Below are 18,113 nucleotides of genomic sequence, written 5' to 3'. Positions count from 1 at the left end.
TGTCGTCGATAAATATATTTTTCGGCTGTTAGTAAATAACTTTAATTTTTACTACTTCTTGGGCAAATGCTTTAGAGGATTAACAGGTTTTCCATCATACCTAATTTCAAAATGTAACTTTACCGAGTCTGTCCCCGTTGAACCCATTTCGGCGATTTTTTGTCCCTGCTTGACATAAGCGCCTTCTTTAACTAGCAACCGATGATTGTGGGCATATGCACTGAGATACTTCTCGTTGTGTTTAACAATCACCAATTTGCCATAGCCGCGCAAACCGTCGCCTGAATAAACAATCCTTCCAGCTGCTGCAGCAACTACAGGCTCCTCCAAATTTCCCTTAATATCAATACCCTTATTTAAACCGCTATTGGATTGAAAGCCCGCCAGCAGTTTGCCCTTTGCAGGCCACACCCATTTTTTTACTTTTGAGGGCTTCGCGGAGGTAATTTTTTTGGCAACTTTTGGCGTTTCTTTTTTTGAACGAGCGGGTTGAGGTCTTGGTTTTTTTGGTTGTTTTTTAACCTGCCTAACCACTTTTGGTGGTGCTTTCCATGGCTTTCTAACACTTCCTTTTAGCAGCAAACGCTGCCCTGGATAGATGCGATAATTAGAAGGAATCCCGTTTGCTTTGGCGAGTTGCTTGTAATCCAGATTGTATCGCCACGCGATCGAATATAGCGTTTCCCCCTTGGCCACTATATGCGTATTTACTTTTTGAGAAGGAGGCTGGCGTGATTCTTTTACTGCGGCATAGTGTGAAGTTTGACCACACGCCCCCAAAATAAAGGTGGTGATCAATATATTTAACACATAGCTAATTTGTTTTCCTAATGAAGGTGTCATCATACACCGAATAATGCCGCCACTGTTTAAAGTACTAAGACTTCTTATTAGAACCAAAAGCGCTTAATAAGTTGATAATATTTAAAAAAATTCTAAATCGAACCGATAAAATTATGCGTTTTTTCACACTTCTCCGATTTAAGTTAATGCTTTTGGTTAATTTTCATCATTTAAACTGACTAATTACGGCTCATTCTTTTCGCCAAAAAATCAGTCGAAAGTACTAGAAAAGCACCAAAAACAACAAAAAGAATGACAGCATAAAGTTGGGCATTAATACCCGTTATTTGTTCAAATTGTGCAGGGAAAACATTTTCTTGTAATAAGGGAACTTCTTTACCATGACGATTTACCATAACTTCAAGTGTATGTTTCCACGGCCAAGTTACATTGAGTGATCCGATCAGAAAACCAATCAATACAGCAATTGTCGGTCTGAAATGCATATCAAGCAACCAGGACAAGAAGCGAGAAAATGCCAATAAACCACAAAAACATCCAGCACCAAAGCTCGCAATTGCAACGACATCGACATTTTTAACCGCTTCAATAAAGACAGGGTAGAGGCCCAACAGTAGTAAGATAAAGCTGCCTGAGATTCCAGGCAGAATCATGGCGCATATGGCGATAAATCCGCCAAAGAAAAGTACCCACCAATGACCAGGCAATTGTGGCGGCGACGCGATGGAAACAATGTATACAAAGGCAGCTCCGATAAAACAAAACACCCACTCAGAAAGCCCCCAACCCTTTTGCTCTCTAGCAAGCAAAATAATAGATGCGGCGATAAGCCCACTAAAGAAGCCCCAGACTAATAGGGGATATGCTTCTAGGCTGTAACTGATAATCGAGGCAAAGGTTTTAATACTAATAAGAATACCGGCAAAAACAGCGAGCAAAAAACTGCCATTTACATGTTGCCAAAATGCAGCAAAACCCTGTTTATACAAAACAACAAAAGCTGAGGGGCCAATATTTTTCAAAGAATGAAGTAATTCATTGTAGATACCGGTGATAAACGCAATGGTGCCACCTGAAACACCGGGAACAACGTCTGCGGCTCCCATTGTTAAACCTTTCAATACAAGTAATACATAGTCACGCACGGTGCGGTTCTTCATCTTGATCCTTAAATTATCGTGTTATTCCAGAGAGCAAGGGTACAAATTTTACAGGCTCAAGTTTCTCTGTGCGAAACTTATCACTGTCTCCTTCTCTTACAACAAGTGTTAGGTATTGTGTATCCGCCCCCACAGGTATAACAAGAACACCATCTGGCGCCAACTGATCCAGCAGGCTCTGTGGTATAGAACGAGGGGCTGCCGCCGACAATATCCCCTGAAACTGGCCAATATCAGGCCATCCCAGACTGCCATCAGCATGCTTAAAACGTACATTGCGCAAACCCAACATTCGTATTCTTTCTCTCGCTTTATCCTGCAAAGGCTTAATACGTTCAATGCTCAAAACTTCGGACACTAATTGGGCGAGCACCGTGGTTTGATAACCAGAGCCGGTACCTACTTCTAACACTCGTTCAAGGTTGCCAGCAGCACCGAGCAGGATCTCTGTCATCCGTGCAACAATATAGGGTTGGGATAAGGTTTGCCCGTGACCAATAGGCAAGGCGGTATCTTCATATGCTCGATGAGCTAAAGCCTCATCAAGAAATAGATGGCGTGGTGTATTGCCAATCACATCCAACACATCTTGGTTGCTCACACCTTGTTCAACAAGCCGCTGAATCAAACGATCGCGGGTGCGCCGAGATGTCATGCCGACGCCTTCAATCTTCAGTAAGTCCACATCTCTCCCCAAAGAAACATTAAACTCAAGCTATAACAAAATTTGCCTTATTGCTTATTGATTATTTATTGTTAAAAACGACACATTAGAAACCACATGACCTGTAGCCCCAAGACGCTCGGCAGCAATATAGCACATTAATGGCTTTGATTATCTAGCAAACAAATTTCGCGCAAAACAGAAGTGGCAAATTGCCCAGGGGGAAGTACAAATGAGAGAGTAAGACTACTGTCCTGCCAATCCCAACAGAAGTCTTTTGGCATTAACTGCAAGGAGCGACGTTCCTGGTGTAAACCTACATGCTCAAGTTGATCACACCATGTAGAAAAAGGTGCAAGAGCTTCCGTTTCCAGCGCTAAAGCTGCGCCAGTACTTTTACTTCGTCCTCGCCCCCAAAGTGGCGCTGTGGCACAACCATTTTCTACAACATCACCATCTACATTCTTAAACCAATTATTTTGCTTAACGCGTTCGCTTAAAACCAAGTTAAATAGATAGGAACGTGCAGCGGACATTGCCATGCTGCGTTTACTTCTATTCCTGATAGTTTCACCGTCAACTAGCCATCTATGCGCCATAGTAAGATTATTACCGCCGCGGCCAAAACGCTGTTCACCAAAATAATTGGGTACTCCGTGTTCTGAAATTTTTCTCAGACGTTCTTCTAAGGTCTCTTGTTGTAGGAGGTCTCTGAGACAGATTTTAAATGCATTTCCCTGGTGAGCACCACGGCGTAATTTTTTTGTGTGGCGAGTTTTTCTCAGTATTTCTACATCGAGTTCAAATAATGTTTTGAATCTATTCCAGTCTGTATCCTCAGGCTCTCTAGGGAGATAAACACTAAACCATTGGGTAGTTTCAGCATGTCGATCTTTCATGCCACAAAAGCCCACATCCATACTTTTTACATTTAAAAACTTGGCTAATTTATCAGCCACCCACTGGGTGTTTTCGCCGCGTTTTTTTATTTCAAGGCATAGATGCTCACCTTCATCGGCAAGCTCAAAGCCAAGCTGCTCAACCACGATGAAATCTAATAATTCCGTGCGAAACTTAGCACGAGCTGAGGGTTTACCGTAGGCGTATTCTGTATCAAGGGGAAGATTATTGGTCATAAGATTAGCAATACATAAATCGCAGCATATTAACAGGCAATAATGCAGAGGTCAGTATCACTATTAGATTACTAACAGAGCAACACTGTAGCCAAGGCGGTAATGCCTTCGCCGCGACCATTAAACCCTAAACGCTCTGTAGTAGTCGCTTTAACATTGATATTTGCCATGTCGGTTTCTAAATGCTCAGCAATTCGCTCACGCATTTGATCGATATAAGGGGCCATTTTCGGTGCTTGAGCAACAATAGTCATATCGGCATTAGCGATACGATAACCTTGCGATTTTACCTTTGCGTAAACCATACGCAGTAAATTGCCGCTGTCCGCATTAGCGTATTGAGGATCATTATCTGGGAAATGACGACCGATATCCCCAAGTGCAGCAGCACCGAGCAGCGCATCGCAAAGTGCGTGTAATAAAACATCACCATCAGAGTGTGCTACCAAGCCTGAGTGGAACGGAATAACCACACCACCGAGAATAATCTTGTCACCGCTACCAAATTTATGAACGTCAACACCCTGCCCTATGCGCATTACTTGAACCCCTGCATTTTTAAAATAGTTTCTGCCCAGTAAAGATCTTCTGGTACCGTTATTTTGATATTATCGCGACGATCTTTAACCACAGCAACTCTGCCTCCGACCGCTTCAATTGCTGAAGCTTCATCGGTCACTGCAATATTGTCACGTCGGCATTTATGTAAAGCTTGGCTTAGGGGCTCAGTAGGGAAAAATTGCGGAGTGTGTGCTAACCACAGTTGGCTGCGATCTTCAGTACGTTCAATTTGCTCGTTGCTGCTAACACGTTTGACGGTATCGGCAACCGGAGACGCTAATATTGTTCCACAAGTAGCTGCAGCAAGATTGTTATCCTTCTTAAGATGAAGGTTGTCAGTATTTTGTGTCGTTTCAGAAAAAGTTTCAGCAAAGCTTAAGCCCCGTGCTATCAGTTCATTCATTTTCTGCTCAGTAACACATGGCCTTGCTGCATCGTGTACTAAGGCCCAAGAATGGACGTAATCTTGATCGGACATAATACTGCGGCAATATTCAAGACCATTGAGCACAGAATCACTACGTTCGCTACCGCCTTCAACACGGTGTACTTTGGCGTTAGAGGTAAAATATGATGTTTGCCAATAGGCATCCTCAGCGCTGAGAACTACAACGATACCGTCAACACATGTTAGCTGGAGGATTTTCTTGATAGTAATTTCTATCAAATATTGCCCAAATAACTGCATATACTGTTTGGGAGTATCCGATTCCATCCTACTGCCAACACCAGCAGCTGGAATGACGGCCCAAATTTTAGGAGTGTATTTAGTCACTTTTGATTTTGCCCTTATTATCGATATTCTAGATTGTATCAATAATAAAGCGTAAAAATATAGGAATTAAGCAGACCACCTTAACAGTGATATCACTTTTTTATTGCTCGTTAATAGCAAACAGATTAACTCACAACTTATGACGCTTCTACAGATCTATCACGCACATCGTTTAGCAAATCCTGTGCTTTATTTATCTCTTCTTCTCCGCTGTTAGAGCGTTTATGAAAAGCCAGCAACTCTTTGAGCACGAGTACAGCTTCATAGGATTTGTTATTAGTATGAAGCACTTGAGCATAATGATGTGCCATATCAGCATACTCTTCTTTGGAGCTATGCTTAGCTAAATGATATTCGAAACTTACTTTATGCATATCACAGCTATTGTGATCTTTGAACCAGTTATTAACATGCTCTCTCATATCATTTTTAGCGCCTTTCGCTGCTTTTTCAGGCTCTGAATTTTCATTCCCTTTAATCTCACTATCTAACGCTTTGAAAGCTTTTTCCATGGCCTCTGCCGCAGCGGAAATTCTGTCTCTTTTAAGCATCTCATCTACGAGGTTAATTGCTGAATTAGCAATTGCTTCGATTAATTTATGTTTAGAACTATCTGCCATGCCCGGTAATTTTTGGGAAACAGAAAGTGCTTTACCATAAGATTTTAATGCGAATACTAGCGAACGATTTTCAATGGCCATATTTCCATTGCATAACGCTTGCTCTATTTCAAATTTATGATAAGCAGTTTTTACTTTTGACAGCAGAGAAGTATTATGGGGCTGAACTAATATAGGAGACTCAGCTTTAGCAGAACGAAACCGAGACGCATGATAAGATTTACTAAGGGTTTCTTTTGTTGCCGTGGCAAAATTAGATAAATACGTATTTACATTATGAGCAAAAGGTTTGTGTATATTTGCCATAGTTTAAAGTTCTTGTTAGTTTAAATAACATAATTTAAGTATATTTAATAAGTAACGCCTTATAAAACACGCTACGACTTAATTATTAGTTAATTCCTGCAACACATGCAGTTCTTCACGAGTCTTTTTAGTATCAGAGTGGTCTTTTCCTAGCACTTGTTCACGAATTTCCAATACGTTAGAACAAAGTTTTTTTGCCGCATCCATCCTCCCCAAACTTTCGAGCATATTTACAGCACTGTCTAACACTTCAGCGGCCCGAGCTTTGTCATTAACAAACATTAACGTATTAAAAGATTCTGTAAAAAGCAGGTAAGCTTCGTCATGCTTTCCATCCGCACGATAAATAGATGCGATAGTATGGCGACAATCAGCTGTATGCCAATCTTGTCCTTCCTTGGTATTAATTGCCAAAGCCTGTTCAGCCAGTGCTAGCGCATCTATGTTTTTACCTAGCTCAAATTTTACTTTGCCATAGGTTAATATCGCTTGAGCGGTCTTGATATGATCGTTTCCATATAGTGTCTGCACACCATCTAAGTACTCCTCTGAACGTTTTTCTGCCTTACTGAAATCTTTTTCTCTTATGTTAAGACAGATTAATTTATCGAGGCATGCCAAGGTTGTATTGTGGATTTTGCCAAATTGGTCAACTGCCATATCATAAGAATATTCGAGGCATTTTTTCGCCTTACCGTATTGCTCTAATTCAGTATATGCAATGCCCAAAAGTTGCTGAGCAGAACTTATGTCTTCGCTATCGCTACCTGAGGCTATGTGAGCGGCTAACGCGTCGCGATAAGCAATTTTAGCATTTTCATATTCTTGTAGTTGAAAACAGGCAAGCCCCAGATTAGTGGCTATAGTCGCATGATTTAAATCTTTATTTTGTTTGCTAGCTTGGAACGATTTGGAAAGTAGTTGTTTGGCAATGTTATATTGTCTCTCATTTAATAACATAGTTCCTGCATAGCTAAACAATCTTACTTTAGTCTGTTTTGCTACCGGCGCAAACTCTCTATCAGCTTGATACTCATTTTCAAGGAGCTTGCCTACGTCTGCAAGAATCTCAAGTCCTGTTGTTTCTCTCAGTTTCACAGAACTACTCACAACACTTTCGACAGAGCGCTCTAAAGCTTGTAACAGTTGTGGCGTAACTAAACCCTTGCCATTGGTCTTCTGGTGACTTGTAATAGCTTCAATTAACGCATTAACACCTTTACAATAGGCTCTAAATGACTTGCAATATTCTCCTTTTTTCTCAAACTCACGTGCCCGATTCATATCTGTATTGGCTCGCTTAACGGTGGCAGCTAAATTAATAAAAGATGCCCTAGCAGCCTCAGGCTTGGAGTTACCTGTAGCAGAAATTGGATAGGCCACAAGTACAGGATTATGCACTACTGGCGACACAAGTGTGGGATATGATGCAGTTTCAGGGCGTAATTCGTTCTCTCTCGACAAGAAAAAAGATACACCTGCGTCTATAAGATTTGGCGCGCCCTCGTTGACAGAATCAATAATACCTTTAAGGTTTCTCTTCACCTCCGGAGCTACCTTTTTTGAGGTATTTACTATAGGCCGGATCAAATTTTCTCTTATATTATTGAGCATGTGTCACGCCATATATTTGATTGCAGAAAACAGATAACTAATTTTTTCTGGCGATGGCTAAGCGTTAATGCGAGGTTAAATTCTCCCATGGCTCACCATAACTAAAATATTTAGTTACCACTACCTATTAGACTGATGCATTTATATCTGTCTGTTATAAACCCCGTTAAAAAGTTCATCGCCACGGCTAATACAAGACACGCCGCTTAAGAGATGTCTAGAATCCGTCAACGTTGTGGTCAACACATAAAACTTTGTCGCTCTGACTGCTTTAACTTAAAATAAAAAATGAGTTACTTTTATTTAAAGCTACTTGCTGAAAAATTAACTTTCGATACCTTTCACAAGTTAATTCAGCCCTGAAACAGTGAGGCAATAAGATAAACGTAGAATTAATTTTTATGTTATTAATATGCAAAAAAGCAGCTAGGAGCGAGATACTCTGTTGGTATTTTATTAAGGCAATGATATCTATTGGAAAGAATCACTGCCCAAAAATAAAACGAGTAACTGTATACACAATCACTCGAACCTTAACAGACCCTAAGCTAGTTTTTCATTCAATTTAGCCTGATTTGACTTCATATGTTGCACCGCTGGATGCTCTCCACCGAGATGCTCCTCATAGGTAGCAACCGCTTGATCAACAAGGTGTTTGGCAGCGGCGTAATTCTCTTGCGAAAAGTGGACAGCACCCAGAGCCATAGCACTGTCTGCAGTAGCAAGATGATCCTCTCCGTGGTGTCCTAATTGAATATCATACGCTTTTTGGGCATGCTGCATCGCCTCACTTAAATTGCCCTGTCCTCGGAGCGCGATGACTAAGTTGCCAAGAGAGGTGGTTGTGTCAATATGATCCTCACCATAGGTTTTTCGTTCCCATTCAAGATTCGTTCTAATCAACCCCTCCGCTTCTTTAAATTTGCCTTGCTCTAAATTTAAGCGTGCGAGTTTGTTACGGCGAGTCACAGTGGTTTCATGATTTTCACCAAATTTTTCCAATGCCATATTGTAGGAGTTTTCAAGAGGCTTTTGCGCAGCATCATAGTCTCCTAACTCAAGGGATGCCGTACCTAAAAACTGGCTGATAGTAGCGATATCAGTATCATTACTCCCTATATTGTTGTCTCCAAAGCTGGTATGAATATTAAGAGCTTGTTGGTAGTATTCCCTAGCATTTTGGTAGTCCCCTTGTTGGTATAATATAAAACCTAAATCCGCTAACTTAGTGCCAACTTTATCGCGTAAATTGGCCTTTACTTGTTGTGCCGATGTAGCAGATTCTGTCGCTGGCTGATTAATTTCAGCGTCAAGTAGATTGACTGCCTTTTCCAAGGTGCCTGCAGCGGATACGCCATCGCCATTTTCTAAAGCCGTAGCAATTGACCCTGTAGCGGATGTTACAACAGCATTCAGTAATTCTGGTGGTGCCGACCCTTTACCATTTAATGATTGATGCGAAGATAAAGCATCGGAGTATGCATTAAACGCCATACTATGGTTGCCACTCTTTTCATGATTAGCGGCACTATTCACCAAACTGTCAATGTTATTTTGGGTAGGCGCTGAACCGGCCGCAGACAGTAAAGACTGTGTGCCAGCTGAAATGAGCATAGGCGCTGCAGCTCTGACAGACTTTATAAGATCTTTTAATGTGTTTTTTACCTCAGAAGCTATTCGCCCCAAAGTATCAAGCGCCGAGGTAATGGTTGGATTATTCTTTATGTAGTTGAGCATAGCCTTCAATAATATAAGTGTTATGGTTAAATTAAGACGTTCTTAAGTGTTTAAAACTTATGGTTGTAAGTGATAGATAGCGAGGCAATAGTTCATTAAGACGTGTTAATTGTCAGTTGTTAACGATCAGGTATCTAGGGCCTGTTGACCCTACTGTGAATGGCTTCTATTGCTCCTAAGAAGCAATGTTCTTCATGGCTGAGCTACGTTAAAAGTGACAAATAAAGTGCGAGTATCGAGATGTGTAGTGTCGGGGAAATATTGCTGTCAGGGGCTTTCGTTAACGATTAGAAAAAAGGTTTCGCCCTCTCTAATCATACCCATTTGGTGACGTGCGCGCTCTTCTATGCCTTCAGTGCCGCTTTTTAAAGCTTCCACTTCCGCCGCTAGTAAACGATTGCGCTCCTTCAGGCGATCGTTTTCAGCTTGTTGACGTTCAATGTCATCATTCAATCGTACTACATGCGCAAGACTGCCATCGCCTACCCAAAAACGATATTGTAGTCCTAGTACGATCAGCGTTAGCGTAACAAGCAAAAACTTCATAAATGAGAAAATTTAGTTAATCCTATTCTTAAAAGTAACACATAAATCCCAATAAAGAAAAAGGCCAGCAATGCTGGCCCTTTATATATGTGTTACGTTTCGCACATTTTAGCAAATTCTACTTAAATTCGGCACGACCACGGTAAGCAGCGTTTTCACCAAGTTCTGCTTCGATACGCAACAGTCTATTGTATTTCGCAATACGATCTGAGCGAGATAGGGAGCCCGTTTTGATCTGACCTGCAGCTGTGGCCACAGCTAAATCGGCGATGGTGGTATCTTCGGTTTCCCCTGAACGATGAGAAATCACTGCGGTATAACCTGCAGCTTGTGCCATTTTAATCGCATCGAGAGTTTCACTTAAAGAGCCAATTTGATTGAATTTAATCAAGATAGAGTTGGCGATCTTTTTGTCGATACCTTCTTGTAAAATTTTGGTGTTAGTAACAAACAAATCGTCACCGACAAGTTGAACTTTATCACCAATCTTTTGGGTTAAATCAGCCCAGCCATCCCAATCACTCTCATCCATACCATCTTCAATGGATAAAATCGGATATTTGCCGGCAAGTTCCGCGAGGTAATCGGAGAATTCTGGTGCAGAGAAAGTCTTACCTTCACCGGACATATTGTACACGCCATCTTTATAAAATTCAGATGAAGCACAATCGAGAGCTAGCGTAATATCTTTACCTAATTCATAGCCAGCATTTTTTACCGCTTCAGCAATAGCAGCAAGTGCAGCTTCGTTAGATGGTAAGTCTGGAGCAAATCCGCCTTCATCACCAACTGCCGTATTTAATCCTCGGCCAGATAATACTTTTTTCAGGCTATGAAAAACTTCGGCTCCCATACGCAACGCTTCGCTAAACGTGCTGGCAGCAACTGGCTGAATCATAAATTCTTGAATATCAACATTGTTATCTGCGTGTTCACCGCCGTTGATAATATTCATCATAGGCACAGGCATGGTGTACTTACCTTCTGTACCATTAACTTGTGCGATGTGCTGATAAAGTGGGATCTTTTTATCTGCCGCTGCCGCTTTAGCAGCCGCCAAGGATACAGCCAGAATAGCATTGGCACCAAACTGAGACTTATTTTCTGTGCCGTCGGCATCGATCATAATAGTATCGAGTTGACGCTGCTCGTTGGCATCTTTACCTAACAATAAAGGCTTAATGTTATCGTTGACATTGGCAACCGCTTTCAAGACACCTTTGCCAAGATAACGTGCTTTATCACCGTCACGAAGTTCAAGGGCTTCACGTGAGCCGGTAGATGCGCCTGACGGTGCACATGCACTGCCGATAACACCTGAATCAAGCACAACCTCAGCCATAACTGTGGGGTTGCCGCGAGAGTCCATCACTTCAAAACCTCTAACATCCGCTATTTTACTCATACAACATTCTCTCTATTGTCTTAATGAATTGGAAATCTGTTCTTTTTACCTACTTAAAAAAATAGTGTCCCTCACTATTTTTTTGGTCGCCCTCCAAAATCTGGCAGATCGGCAATTGCTCCTGCATTGCCCTAATACACCACATCCATGTGGCTACTGCGCGGAAATCCTTGATTTTAGAGGGCTCGCATTGACCTTCGGTCAATGGCGCACTTCCTGTGCTTGCTGTTCTTTTACCTACTTAAAAAATAGTGTCCCTCACTATTTTAGTGTCGTGTTTTCTGCACTTGCTTATGTTTGTAGAAGACTGAATTGACGGATAGTCGATATAGTCTTATTCCTTTTCCTTGGTATTTATTTATTAGGCTTGTGGCCTAATTTAATTAATATCTAATGGCGGTAGATTTTTTATGAGATCATCAACCCCTTTCATTTGTGCTAAAAATGGCTCGAGCTTATCCAGGGGAAGAGCACTAGGGCCATCGCATTTAGCTTGATCGGGATTGGGGTGGGCCTCAATAAATAGCCCCGCAAGTCCCACAGCGATGCCTGCGCGAGCAAGCTCAGCTGTTTGATGGCGCCGGCCGCCTGAGGCCGCGCCCAGCGGATCACGACATTGTAATGCATGGGTCGCATCAAAAATTAGAGGCAACCCGCCGCTGACTTCTTTCATAGTGCGAAAGCCCAGCATATCAACTACTAAATTATCATAGCCCATGCATGTACCACGCTCGCACAGCATAACCTTTGCGTTACCGCACTCGATAAACTTATCGACGATGTTCTTCATCTGTCCAGGGCTTAAAAACTGAGGTTTTTTGACATTAATAATTGCCCCTGTTTTTGCCATAGCTTCAACCAGATCTGTCTGACGGGCAAGGAAAGCCGGTAGCTGAATTACATCACACACTTCTGCTATTGGCTGCGCCTGATGAATTTCATGGACATCTGTAATAATGGGCACATCAAATTCACTTTTAATGGCTTCAAAAATTTTCAAGCCTTCTTCCATACCTGGGCCACGATAGGAGTGTATTGAAGAGCGGTTAGCTTTATCAAAGGAGGCTTTAAAAACGTAGGGGATGCTTAGTTTGTCTGTTACTTTCTTATAGTGCTCAGCTACCTGCAAGGCCAGGTCTTTAGACTCCAGCACGTTCATGCCGCCAAATAACACCAAAGGCTTGTCGTTAGCCACTGGAATACTTTGAATATCAATGATCTTACTTTGCAATAGATTATCCTCTTAAGACTTCTTGCTTTGAGCAATAGCAGCGCTGATATAGCTGGAGAACAACGGGTGGCCATCACGCGGCGTGGAAGTGAACTCTGGATGAAATTGACATGCGACAAACCAAGGGTGATCTGCGTATTCTATTACCTCAACAAGAGTATCATCAGAAGACCAGCCTCCTATTTTCAAGCCGGCTTTACGCATACGGTCTACATAAGCATCATTCACCTCATAGCGATGGCGATGACGTTCCACGATCACATTCTTACCATAAATTTCAGCAACTTTTGAATCCTTTTCTAAATGGCATTCTTGTGCACCTAAACGCATAGTGCCGCCTAAATCTGCGGTTTCGTCGCGCACTTCAATACTACCGTCGCTACCAGTCCACTCAGCAATCAAGGCAATGACAGGATCCGGCGTTTTGCGATCAAATTCCGTGCTATTTGCCTTATCTAAATGCATAACATTGCGCGCAAATTCAATAACCGCTGTTTGCATACCCAGGCAAATACCCAAATAAGGGATTTTGTTTTCACGAGCAAATTGCACGGCACTTAGCTTCCCTTCCAAGCCTCGTTCGCCGAAGCCACCTGGCACTAAAATTCCGTCAACACCATCAAGGATTGAAGTTCCCTGCTCCTCCACATCTTCAGCATTGATATAGTTAATATTGACCTTAGTGCGAGTATGAATGCCAGCATGCTTGAGGGCTTCATTGAGAGACTTATAAGCATCGAGCAATTCCATGTACTTACCTACCATCGCGATGGTAATTTCTTGCTCGGGATTGAGTTCGTTTTCAACTACAGCATGCCACTCACTAAGGTTTGCTTCATCGGCTTCTATACCGAACTTCTCAAGAACAATTTGATCGAGGTTATGACTTTTTAGCAACTCAGGAATAGCATAAATTGTTTTAGCGTCCGCTAATGGCACAACAGCGCGCTCTTCCACATTGGTAAACAGAGAGATTTTGCGTCGTGAATCCACATCAATTTCTTTCTCTGAACGACACAGCAAGATGTCAGCCTGTAAGCCAATAGAGCGAAGCTCTTTCACGGAGTGCTGGGTCGGCTTAGTTTTAGTCTCGCCGGCAGTGGCGATGTAGGGCACCAGAGTCAAGTGCATCAATAAGGCCCGCTGGCTACCCAATTCCACTTTCAATTGTCTAACAGCTTCTAAGAACGGCTGAGACTCAATATCACCTACGGTACCGCCAATCTCAACAATGGCCACATCAGCTTCTTTAGCACCACTTAAAATGCGGCGTTTTATCTCATCGGTTATGTGGGGAATAACCTGTACAGTGCCACCAAGATAATCACCACGACGCTCTTTACGCAAAACAGTTTCATAAACGCGACCTGTGGTGAAGTTATTACTACGTGTCATCTTTGTGCGTATAAAACGCTCGTAGTGACCGAGATCTAAGTCAGTTTCAGCACCATCTTCAGTGACAAACACTTCGCCATGCTGAAAGGGGCTCATGGTTCCCGGATCAACATTAATATATGGATCCAACTTCAAAATGGTTACTTTTAAACCACGAGATTCAAGCACCGCTGCAAGCGATGCCGATGCAATTCCTTTACCCAAAGAAGAAACTACGCCACCTGTAACGAAAATATAACGCGTCATATAAGCCCTTAAATCAACAATAGAGCGCCCCGGAGAAAGGCCGAGGGTGATCAAAATATGTGTTTTATTTATGCGGCGAAGATACCGCGGTGTCTGGAACCTTGTTAATCGGCCCTTGGTGAGAGAGTAGTAAAAAATTAGACGATTGCATGTTGTATTCTGCCCTCCCGAAACGGGGCGCCAGATTACCAGAAAAGCGCCAATGACTCAATCTTAGCTGGCGCGCAAAGCAATATTTCAGTCATTTGTTCGCATACGAATACAAAGCGACTTTCACCTAACACTAACCTTATTATTAACACACTGTAAGAAGAGGCTTATCTCACAGCCCTATGGCCATCAATGCGCCGATAAAAAGATAACGATAAAGAGCAATTATTATGAAATTATGGATCTATGCCCTGTCTGCACTTTTATGCATTGCATGCAGTAGTAAGGCCCCTATTACTGTAACGCCGCAAGAAAAAGACTCACAGCCTTTCCTATGGGAAAACGCCACTATTTATTTTCTCTTAACCGATAGGTTTAACAATGGTGATGCTAGTAATGACCATCCCGTAGCCAAAACTGAAAGTGCAGTTTTACGCGGTTATGAAGGCGGCGATATCAAAGGCATTACTCAGAAAATTAAAGAGGGGTATTTTACTGACTTAGGAGTTAATGCTATATGGCTGACGCCACATGTCGAACAAATAAGCGGTGCTACTGACGAGGGTACAGGCAAAACCTATGCGTACCATGGTTATTGGGCGGCAGACTGGACACAGGTTGATCCTAATATTGGCACTATGAAAGACATGCAGGAATTCGTCGACACGGCTCATAAAAACGGTATCAGAGTTTTACTCGATGTGGTGATTAATCATACCGGCCCAGTCACATCAGCAGATCCTGTATGGCCTAAGGAATGGGTACGAACCGACCCGAAATGTGAATTTGCGTCGATAAAGACGACGGTTGAATGCACTCTGGTTGAAAACTTACCCGATATCAAAACCGAGAGCGACGATGATGTAGCCTTGCCCTCAAGTTTAGAGAAAAAATGGAAAGAAGAAGGGCGCTATGAAGCAGAAATGCAGGAATTAGACACTTTTTTTGCTAACACACAGCTACCGCGTGCACCTCGCTATTACCTTATGAAATGGCACTTAGACTGGGTAAGGGAATTGGGAGTAGATGGTTTTCGCATTGATACAGCCAAACATACCGAAGCGTCTATATGGGCGGAGCTAAACAAACTTGCGCAGCAAGAGTTTGAGACTTGGAAGCGCAATCATCCCGAAAAAAAAATGAATGATGATCCATTTTATATGATGGGTGAGGTATATCACTATACGATTGAATCTGGCCAACAATTTAATATGTCAGCCACAGAACAAGTTAATTTCTACCAAAATGGATTCGATAGTCTGATTAATTTTTCCTTAAGGAGTGCCGCTGAGCAAGACTACGACACCATATTTAGCCGTTACAGTAATATTCTTCACGGCGGAGCACTAGATAAATACTCTGTGGTGAATTACATCAGCAGTCATGATGATGCTCATCCTCTCGACCCAAGTCGCTCGCAGCCTTTTGAGTCGGCAATCAAGTTGCTGTTAAGTCCTGGAGCTAGCCAGATATATTACGGAGATGAAAGTGCGCGGGATTTAATCTATCCAGGTGCAAATGGTGATGCAAATTTGCGTAGCTATATGAATTGGGATGAATTAAATAACAACGCTAAGAAAAATGGCTACCAGGTTAAAGAGGTTTGGTCACATTGGAGTAAGTTAGGACAGTTTCGCAAAGCTCATCCCGCTGTGGGAGCGGGCATTCACAAAAAACTAAGTGATCAACCCTATGTATTTTCTCGCACACTTAGCCATAAAAAACTAAACGATCGCGTCGTTGTTGCTATCGACTTAGAAAAAGGCAAAACGCAGCAGACCATTAACGTAAAAGGCATATTTAAAGACGGTACCAAGCTTAAAGATTATTACTCTAATACCTACACAAGAGTGTTAAACGGAGAGGCTTTAGTTAATACATCCAGCACAATTGTACTTTTGGGTGAACATTAACATTAATTAAATGAGTGCCCTAATGAAAGGCTGCACTATGACGTAATCACAAGGAAGTGGCGTAAATTATGCCTTGAGAGGCTTCGAACTTTATCTCCATCATACTCACTTATATTGTGAAAAACGCTAGGTTAGAGAAAGACCTAGGGCCTGTTAACAGGCTCTAGTAGCCACAAATAAATTGCTGAGGATAAAGATGGTTAGACGATACGATGCCAACATACATCGTCAATTTGCAGGACAGGTACGTAATTTTGCCAATGCCAAACAAACACGCCTAGCTTTTGCTGGTGCAGTGACGGCAGCGCAACAATTCAATTCGACTAGAGCCTCTCTTTATCCAGCGGCAAACCCAAGGACGACAGGATCACAATATTCTGCCGCTTCTAGGCCCACTCCCGCAAGAATACACTCCCCTCAACCTCAAGCGCATCAAGGAAATCGTCAAGCAAATATCGGGCTGCAAGGTGCACAATCTGGGCGTGCACAGTTTAACAATGTGCTACAGGGACAAAAGCTTATAAAGCAGCAAGCAGAATTAAGGAGTTTTATTCATGCAGAGCGCAATTTAGTCAACAGAGACCCTAATCTTACCGCTCGGGAGAAAAGCTGGGTAATAAGCAACCTAGGCCAGTTATTTGGGGCAAACAGAGCATCTAATAGAGATGATTTGCTCACCCAACATAAAAAAATGATGCAATATTATGCTAGTGATGGAAAAGTTTCTGACGGCTTAAAGCATCGCTTAACAAAGATAGCGAATAAGCTAGCATCGCAAACCTCAGGGCCACAATCATCACCGCAGCAGGCTTCGCGCACATCAGCACAGGTGGGCGTGTATCAGCCTAGCCATCCGTCTCGACCTACCTTAAATTTCTCAGGGCAAACCGTTCGGCCTAAGCAATCAGCAGCTCAACACTCCACATATCAGCCTATGCAGGCGGGGGTATATCGGCCGGCTTATCAACCAAGGCCTTCGGGAAATTTACAGTTTTCACAGCGCACCGTTCGCCGTCAACAACAGTATAATATTAATGATGAACTTAACAATGTAGCCAAAACACCAACGCTAAACCCCCTCGCGAAAAAAGCACTCGATACTTTTAGGCAAAAAGATTACGGCGCTGCTTTAGCACAAATGAATGGCCTGATATCCAATGGCCAGGAAGCAAATGCTATAAAAGAAGCAATTAATACAGGGTTTGATGCAGTCTCCTTAGGCGATGAAAGTGTTGGCAAGCAAGGGCTTAATAATCTGCACAAATCCAAACTTGAAAATGTAATGAAACTCGCCAAAGACCGCATAGATGTGCGTGTTTCACTGGGGCAAATAAATGCTGATGTAGGAAATAATGCCAAGGCCAGAATTGATACTATTCTCAAGGAAGTAAATCCTTATAATTCAAAGAGCAATATGAAAGCCATAATGAATCAGCTACAAAATGACATAGCCGATTCTAAAAATGCTCTGGATGCTCAAAATCTGTTGTCGCAAGGTACCGACAAAGCGCAGCGCTCATACGGTAAAAATGCCAGTCTAAGTAACGTTTTATCAGAAGCAAGGCAAAAGACGACAGATATGCCTAATGGGCGCGAAGTAAGAGATATACTGATGGAATTTGGCGAGCAGGCGGGTCTATATAAGGATCAGGCATTGGGGCTTTTAGCAAAACATGCTGGAGGTTTCACAGAGAACGGCAAGGGCATAGAACATTTATCCCAGGAAAAACTATCGCTAGTTGTTCGTCTAGCTAAACTCGATACGCCACACGGTTCCCATGGCGAAAAACTCAATGCCGCCCTAAACCACTTTGCCCAACAGGCAGGGTTAAAGCAGAAATTAGATTAAA

15 protein-coding genes are annotated in these 18,113 nt (G+C 42.4%); 2 read left to right on the top strand and 13 right to left on the bottom strand.

The genetic code is table 11. The features are described 5' to 3' along the window. Nucleotides 1-51: 51 nt before the first annotated feature. The 13 genes from BVC89_RS05170 to BVC89_RS05110 all read right to left on the bottom strand — a co-directional run bounded on the left by BVC89_RS05170 (nt 52) and on the right by BVC89_RS05110 (nt 14,200). A complete protein-coding gene (locus tag BVC89_RS05170) occupies nt 52-846 on the bottom strand; it encodes a peptidoglycan DD-metalloendopeptidase family protein (RefSeq protein WP_245929346.1) in 795 nt (264 codons plus the stop codon). Between the two features lie 176 nt (nt 847-1,022). Further along, nucleotides 1,023-1,964: a DUF368 domain-containing protein gene (locus BVC89_RS05165; RefSeq protein WP_216825091.1), complete on the bottom strand. Its 942-nt coding sequence runs from the start codon at nt 1,962-1,964 to the stop codon at nt 1,023-1,025. 13 nt (nt 1,965-1,977) lie between these two features. Then, the gene (locus BVC89_RS05160) at nt 1,978-2,619 is read right to left on the bottom strand and encodes a protein-L-isoaspartate(D-aspartate) O-methyltransferase (RefSeq protein ID WP_086930165.1); all 642 of its coding nucleotides are present in this window, start codon (nt 2,617-2,619) and stop codon (nt 1,978-1,980) included. A gap of 167 nt (nt 2,620-2,786) precedes the next feature. Continuing rightward, nucleotides 2,787-3,764, bottom strand: coding sequence for a tRNA pseudouridine(13) synthase TruD (truD, locus tag BVC89_RS05155; protein WP_086930164.1), 978 nt, complete (start codon nt 3,762-3,764; stop codon nt 2,787-2,789). Nucleotides 3,765-3,835: 71 nt separating this feature from the next. Then, complete coding sequence (gene ispF / locus BVC89_RS05150) at nt 3,836-4,303, bottom strand: 2-C-methyl-D-erythritol 2,4-cyclodiphosphate synthase (protein WP_086930163.1); 468 nt, start codon at nt 4,301-4,303, stop codon at nt 3,836-3,838. Beyond that, nucleotides 4,303-5,100 (bottom strand): IspD/TarI family cytidylyltransferase, encoded by a 798-nt coding sequence (locus BVC89_RS05145; protein ID WP_158657790.1) that lies wholly within the window; start codon nt 5,098-5,100, stop codon nt 4,303-4,305. The genes ispF and BVC89_RS05145 overlap by 1 nt, the downstream gene beginning before the upstream one ends. 137 nt (nt 5,101-5,237) lie before the next feature. Further along, complete coding sequence (locus BVC89_RS05140) at nt 5,238-6,026, bottom strand: hypothetical protein (RefSeq protein ID WP_086930161.1); 789 nt, start codon at nt 6,024-6,026, stop codon at nt 5,238-5,240. A gap of 78 nt (nt 6,027-6,104) precedes the next feature. Continuing rightward, nucleotides 6,105-7,571: a tetratricopeptide repeat protein gene (locus tag BVC89_RS05135; protein ID WP_158657789.1), complete on the bottom strand. Its 1,467-nt coding sequence runs from the start codon at nt 7,569-7,571 to the stop codon at nt 6,105-6,107. Between the two features lie 612 nt (nt 7,572-8,183). After that, nucleotides 8,184-9,377: a tetratricopeptide repeat protein gene (locus tag BVC89_RS05130; RefSeq protein WP_086930159.1), complete on the bottom strand. Its 1,194-nt coding sequence runs from the start codon at nt 9,375-9,377 to the stop codon at nt 8,184-8,186. 267 nt (nt 9,378-9,644) lie between these two features. After that, a complete protein-coding gene (gene ftsB, locus BVC89_RS05125; protein ID WP_086930158.1) occupies nt 9,645-9,923 on the bottom strand; it encodes a cell division protein FtsB in 279 nt (92 codons plus the stop codon). 118 nt (nt 9,924-10,041) lie between these two features. Next, nucleotides 10,042-11,328, bottom strand: coding sequence for a phosphopyruvate hydratase (gene eno, locus BVC89_RS05120; RefSeq protein WP_086930157.1), 1,287 nt, complete (start codon nt 11,326-11,328; stop codon nt 10,042-10,044). Between the two features lie 379 nt (nt 11,329-11,707). Beyond that, nucleotides 11,708-12,559 carry a 3-deoxy-8-phosphooctulonate synthase gene (gene kdsA / locus BVC89_RS05115; protein WP_086930156.1) on the bottom strand — a complete coding sequence of 284 codons (852 nt, stop codon included), beginning with the start codon at nt 12,557-12,559 and terminating at the stop codon, nt 11,708-11,710. 12 nt (nt 12,560-12,571) lie between these two features. Further along, nucleotides 12,572-14,200, bottom strand: a complete 1,629-nt coding sequence (locus BVC89_RS05110) for a CTP synthase (RefSeq protein WP_086930155.1) — start codon at nt 14,198-14,200, stop codon at nt 12,572-12,574. A gap of 380 nt (nt 14,201-14,580) precedes the next feature. Here BVC89_RS05110 and BVC89_RS05105 point away from each other — a divergent pair, with 380 nt between their 5' ends. Further along, nucleotides 14,581-16,263, top strand: a complete 1,683-nt coding sequence (locus tag BVC89_RS05105) for an alpha-amylase family glycosyl hydrolase (RefSeq protein ID WP_086930154.1) — start codon at nt 14,581-14,583, stop codon at nt 16,261-16,263. 196 nt (nt 16,264-16,459) lie between these two features. Beyond that, nucleotides 16,460-18,112, top strand: a complete 1,653-nt coding sequence (locus BVC89_RS05100) for a hypothetical protein (protein ID WP_086930153.1) — start codon at nt 16,460-16,462, stop codon at nt 18,110-18,112. Nucleotide 18,113: the final 1 nt, after the last annotated feature.

This window comes from Agarilytica rhodophyticola (assembly GCF_002157225.2).
GTDB lineage: Bacteria > Pseudomonadota > Gammaproteobacteria > Pseudomonadales > Cellvibrionaceae > Agarilytica > Agarilytica rhodophyticola.
The sequence above is the reverse complement of the archived record's forward strand: the minus strand, read 5'-3'. Positions and strand labels throughout refer to the sequence as shown.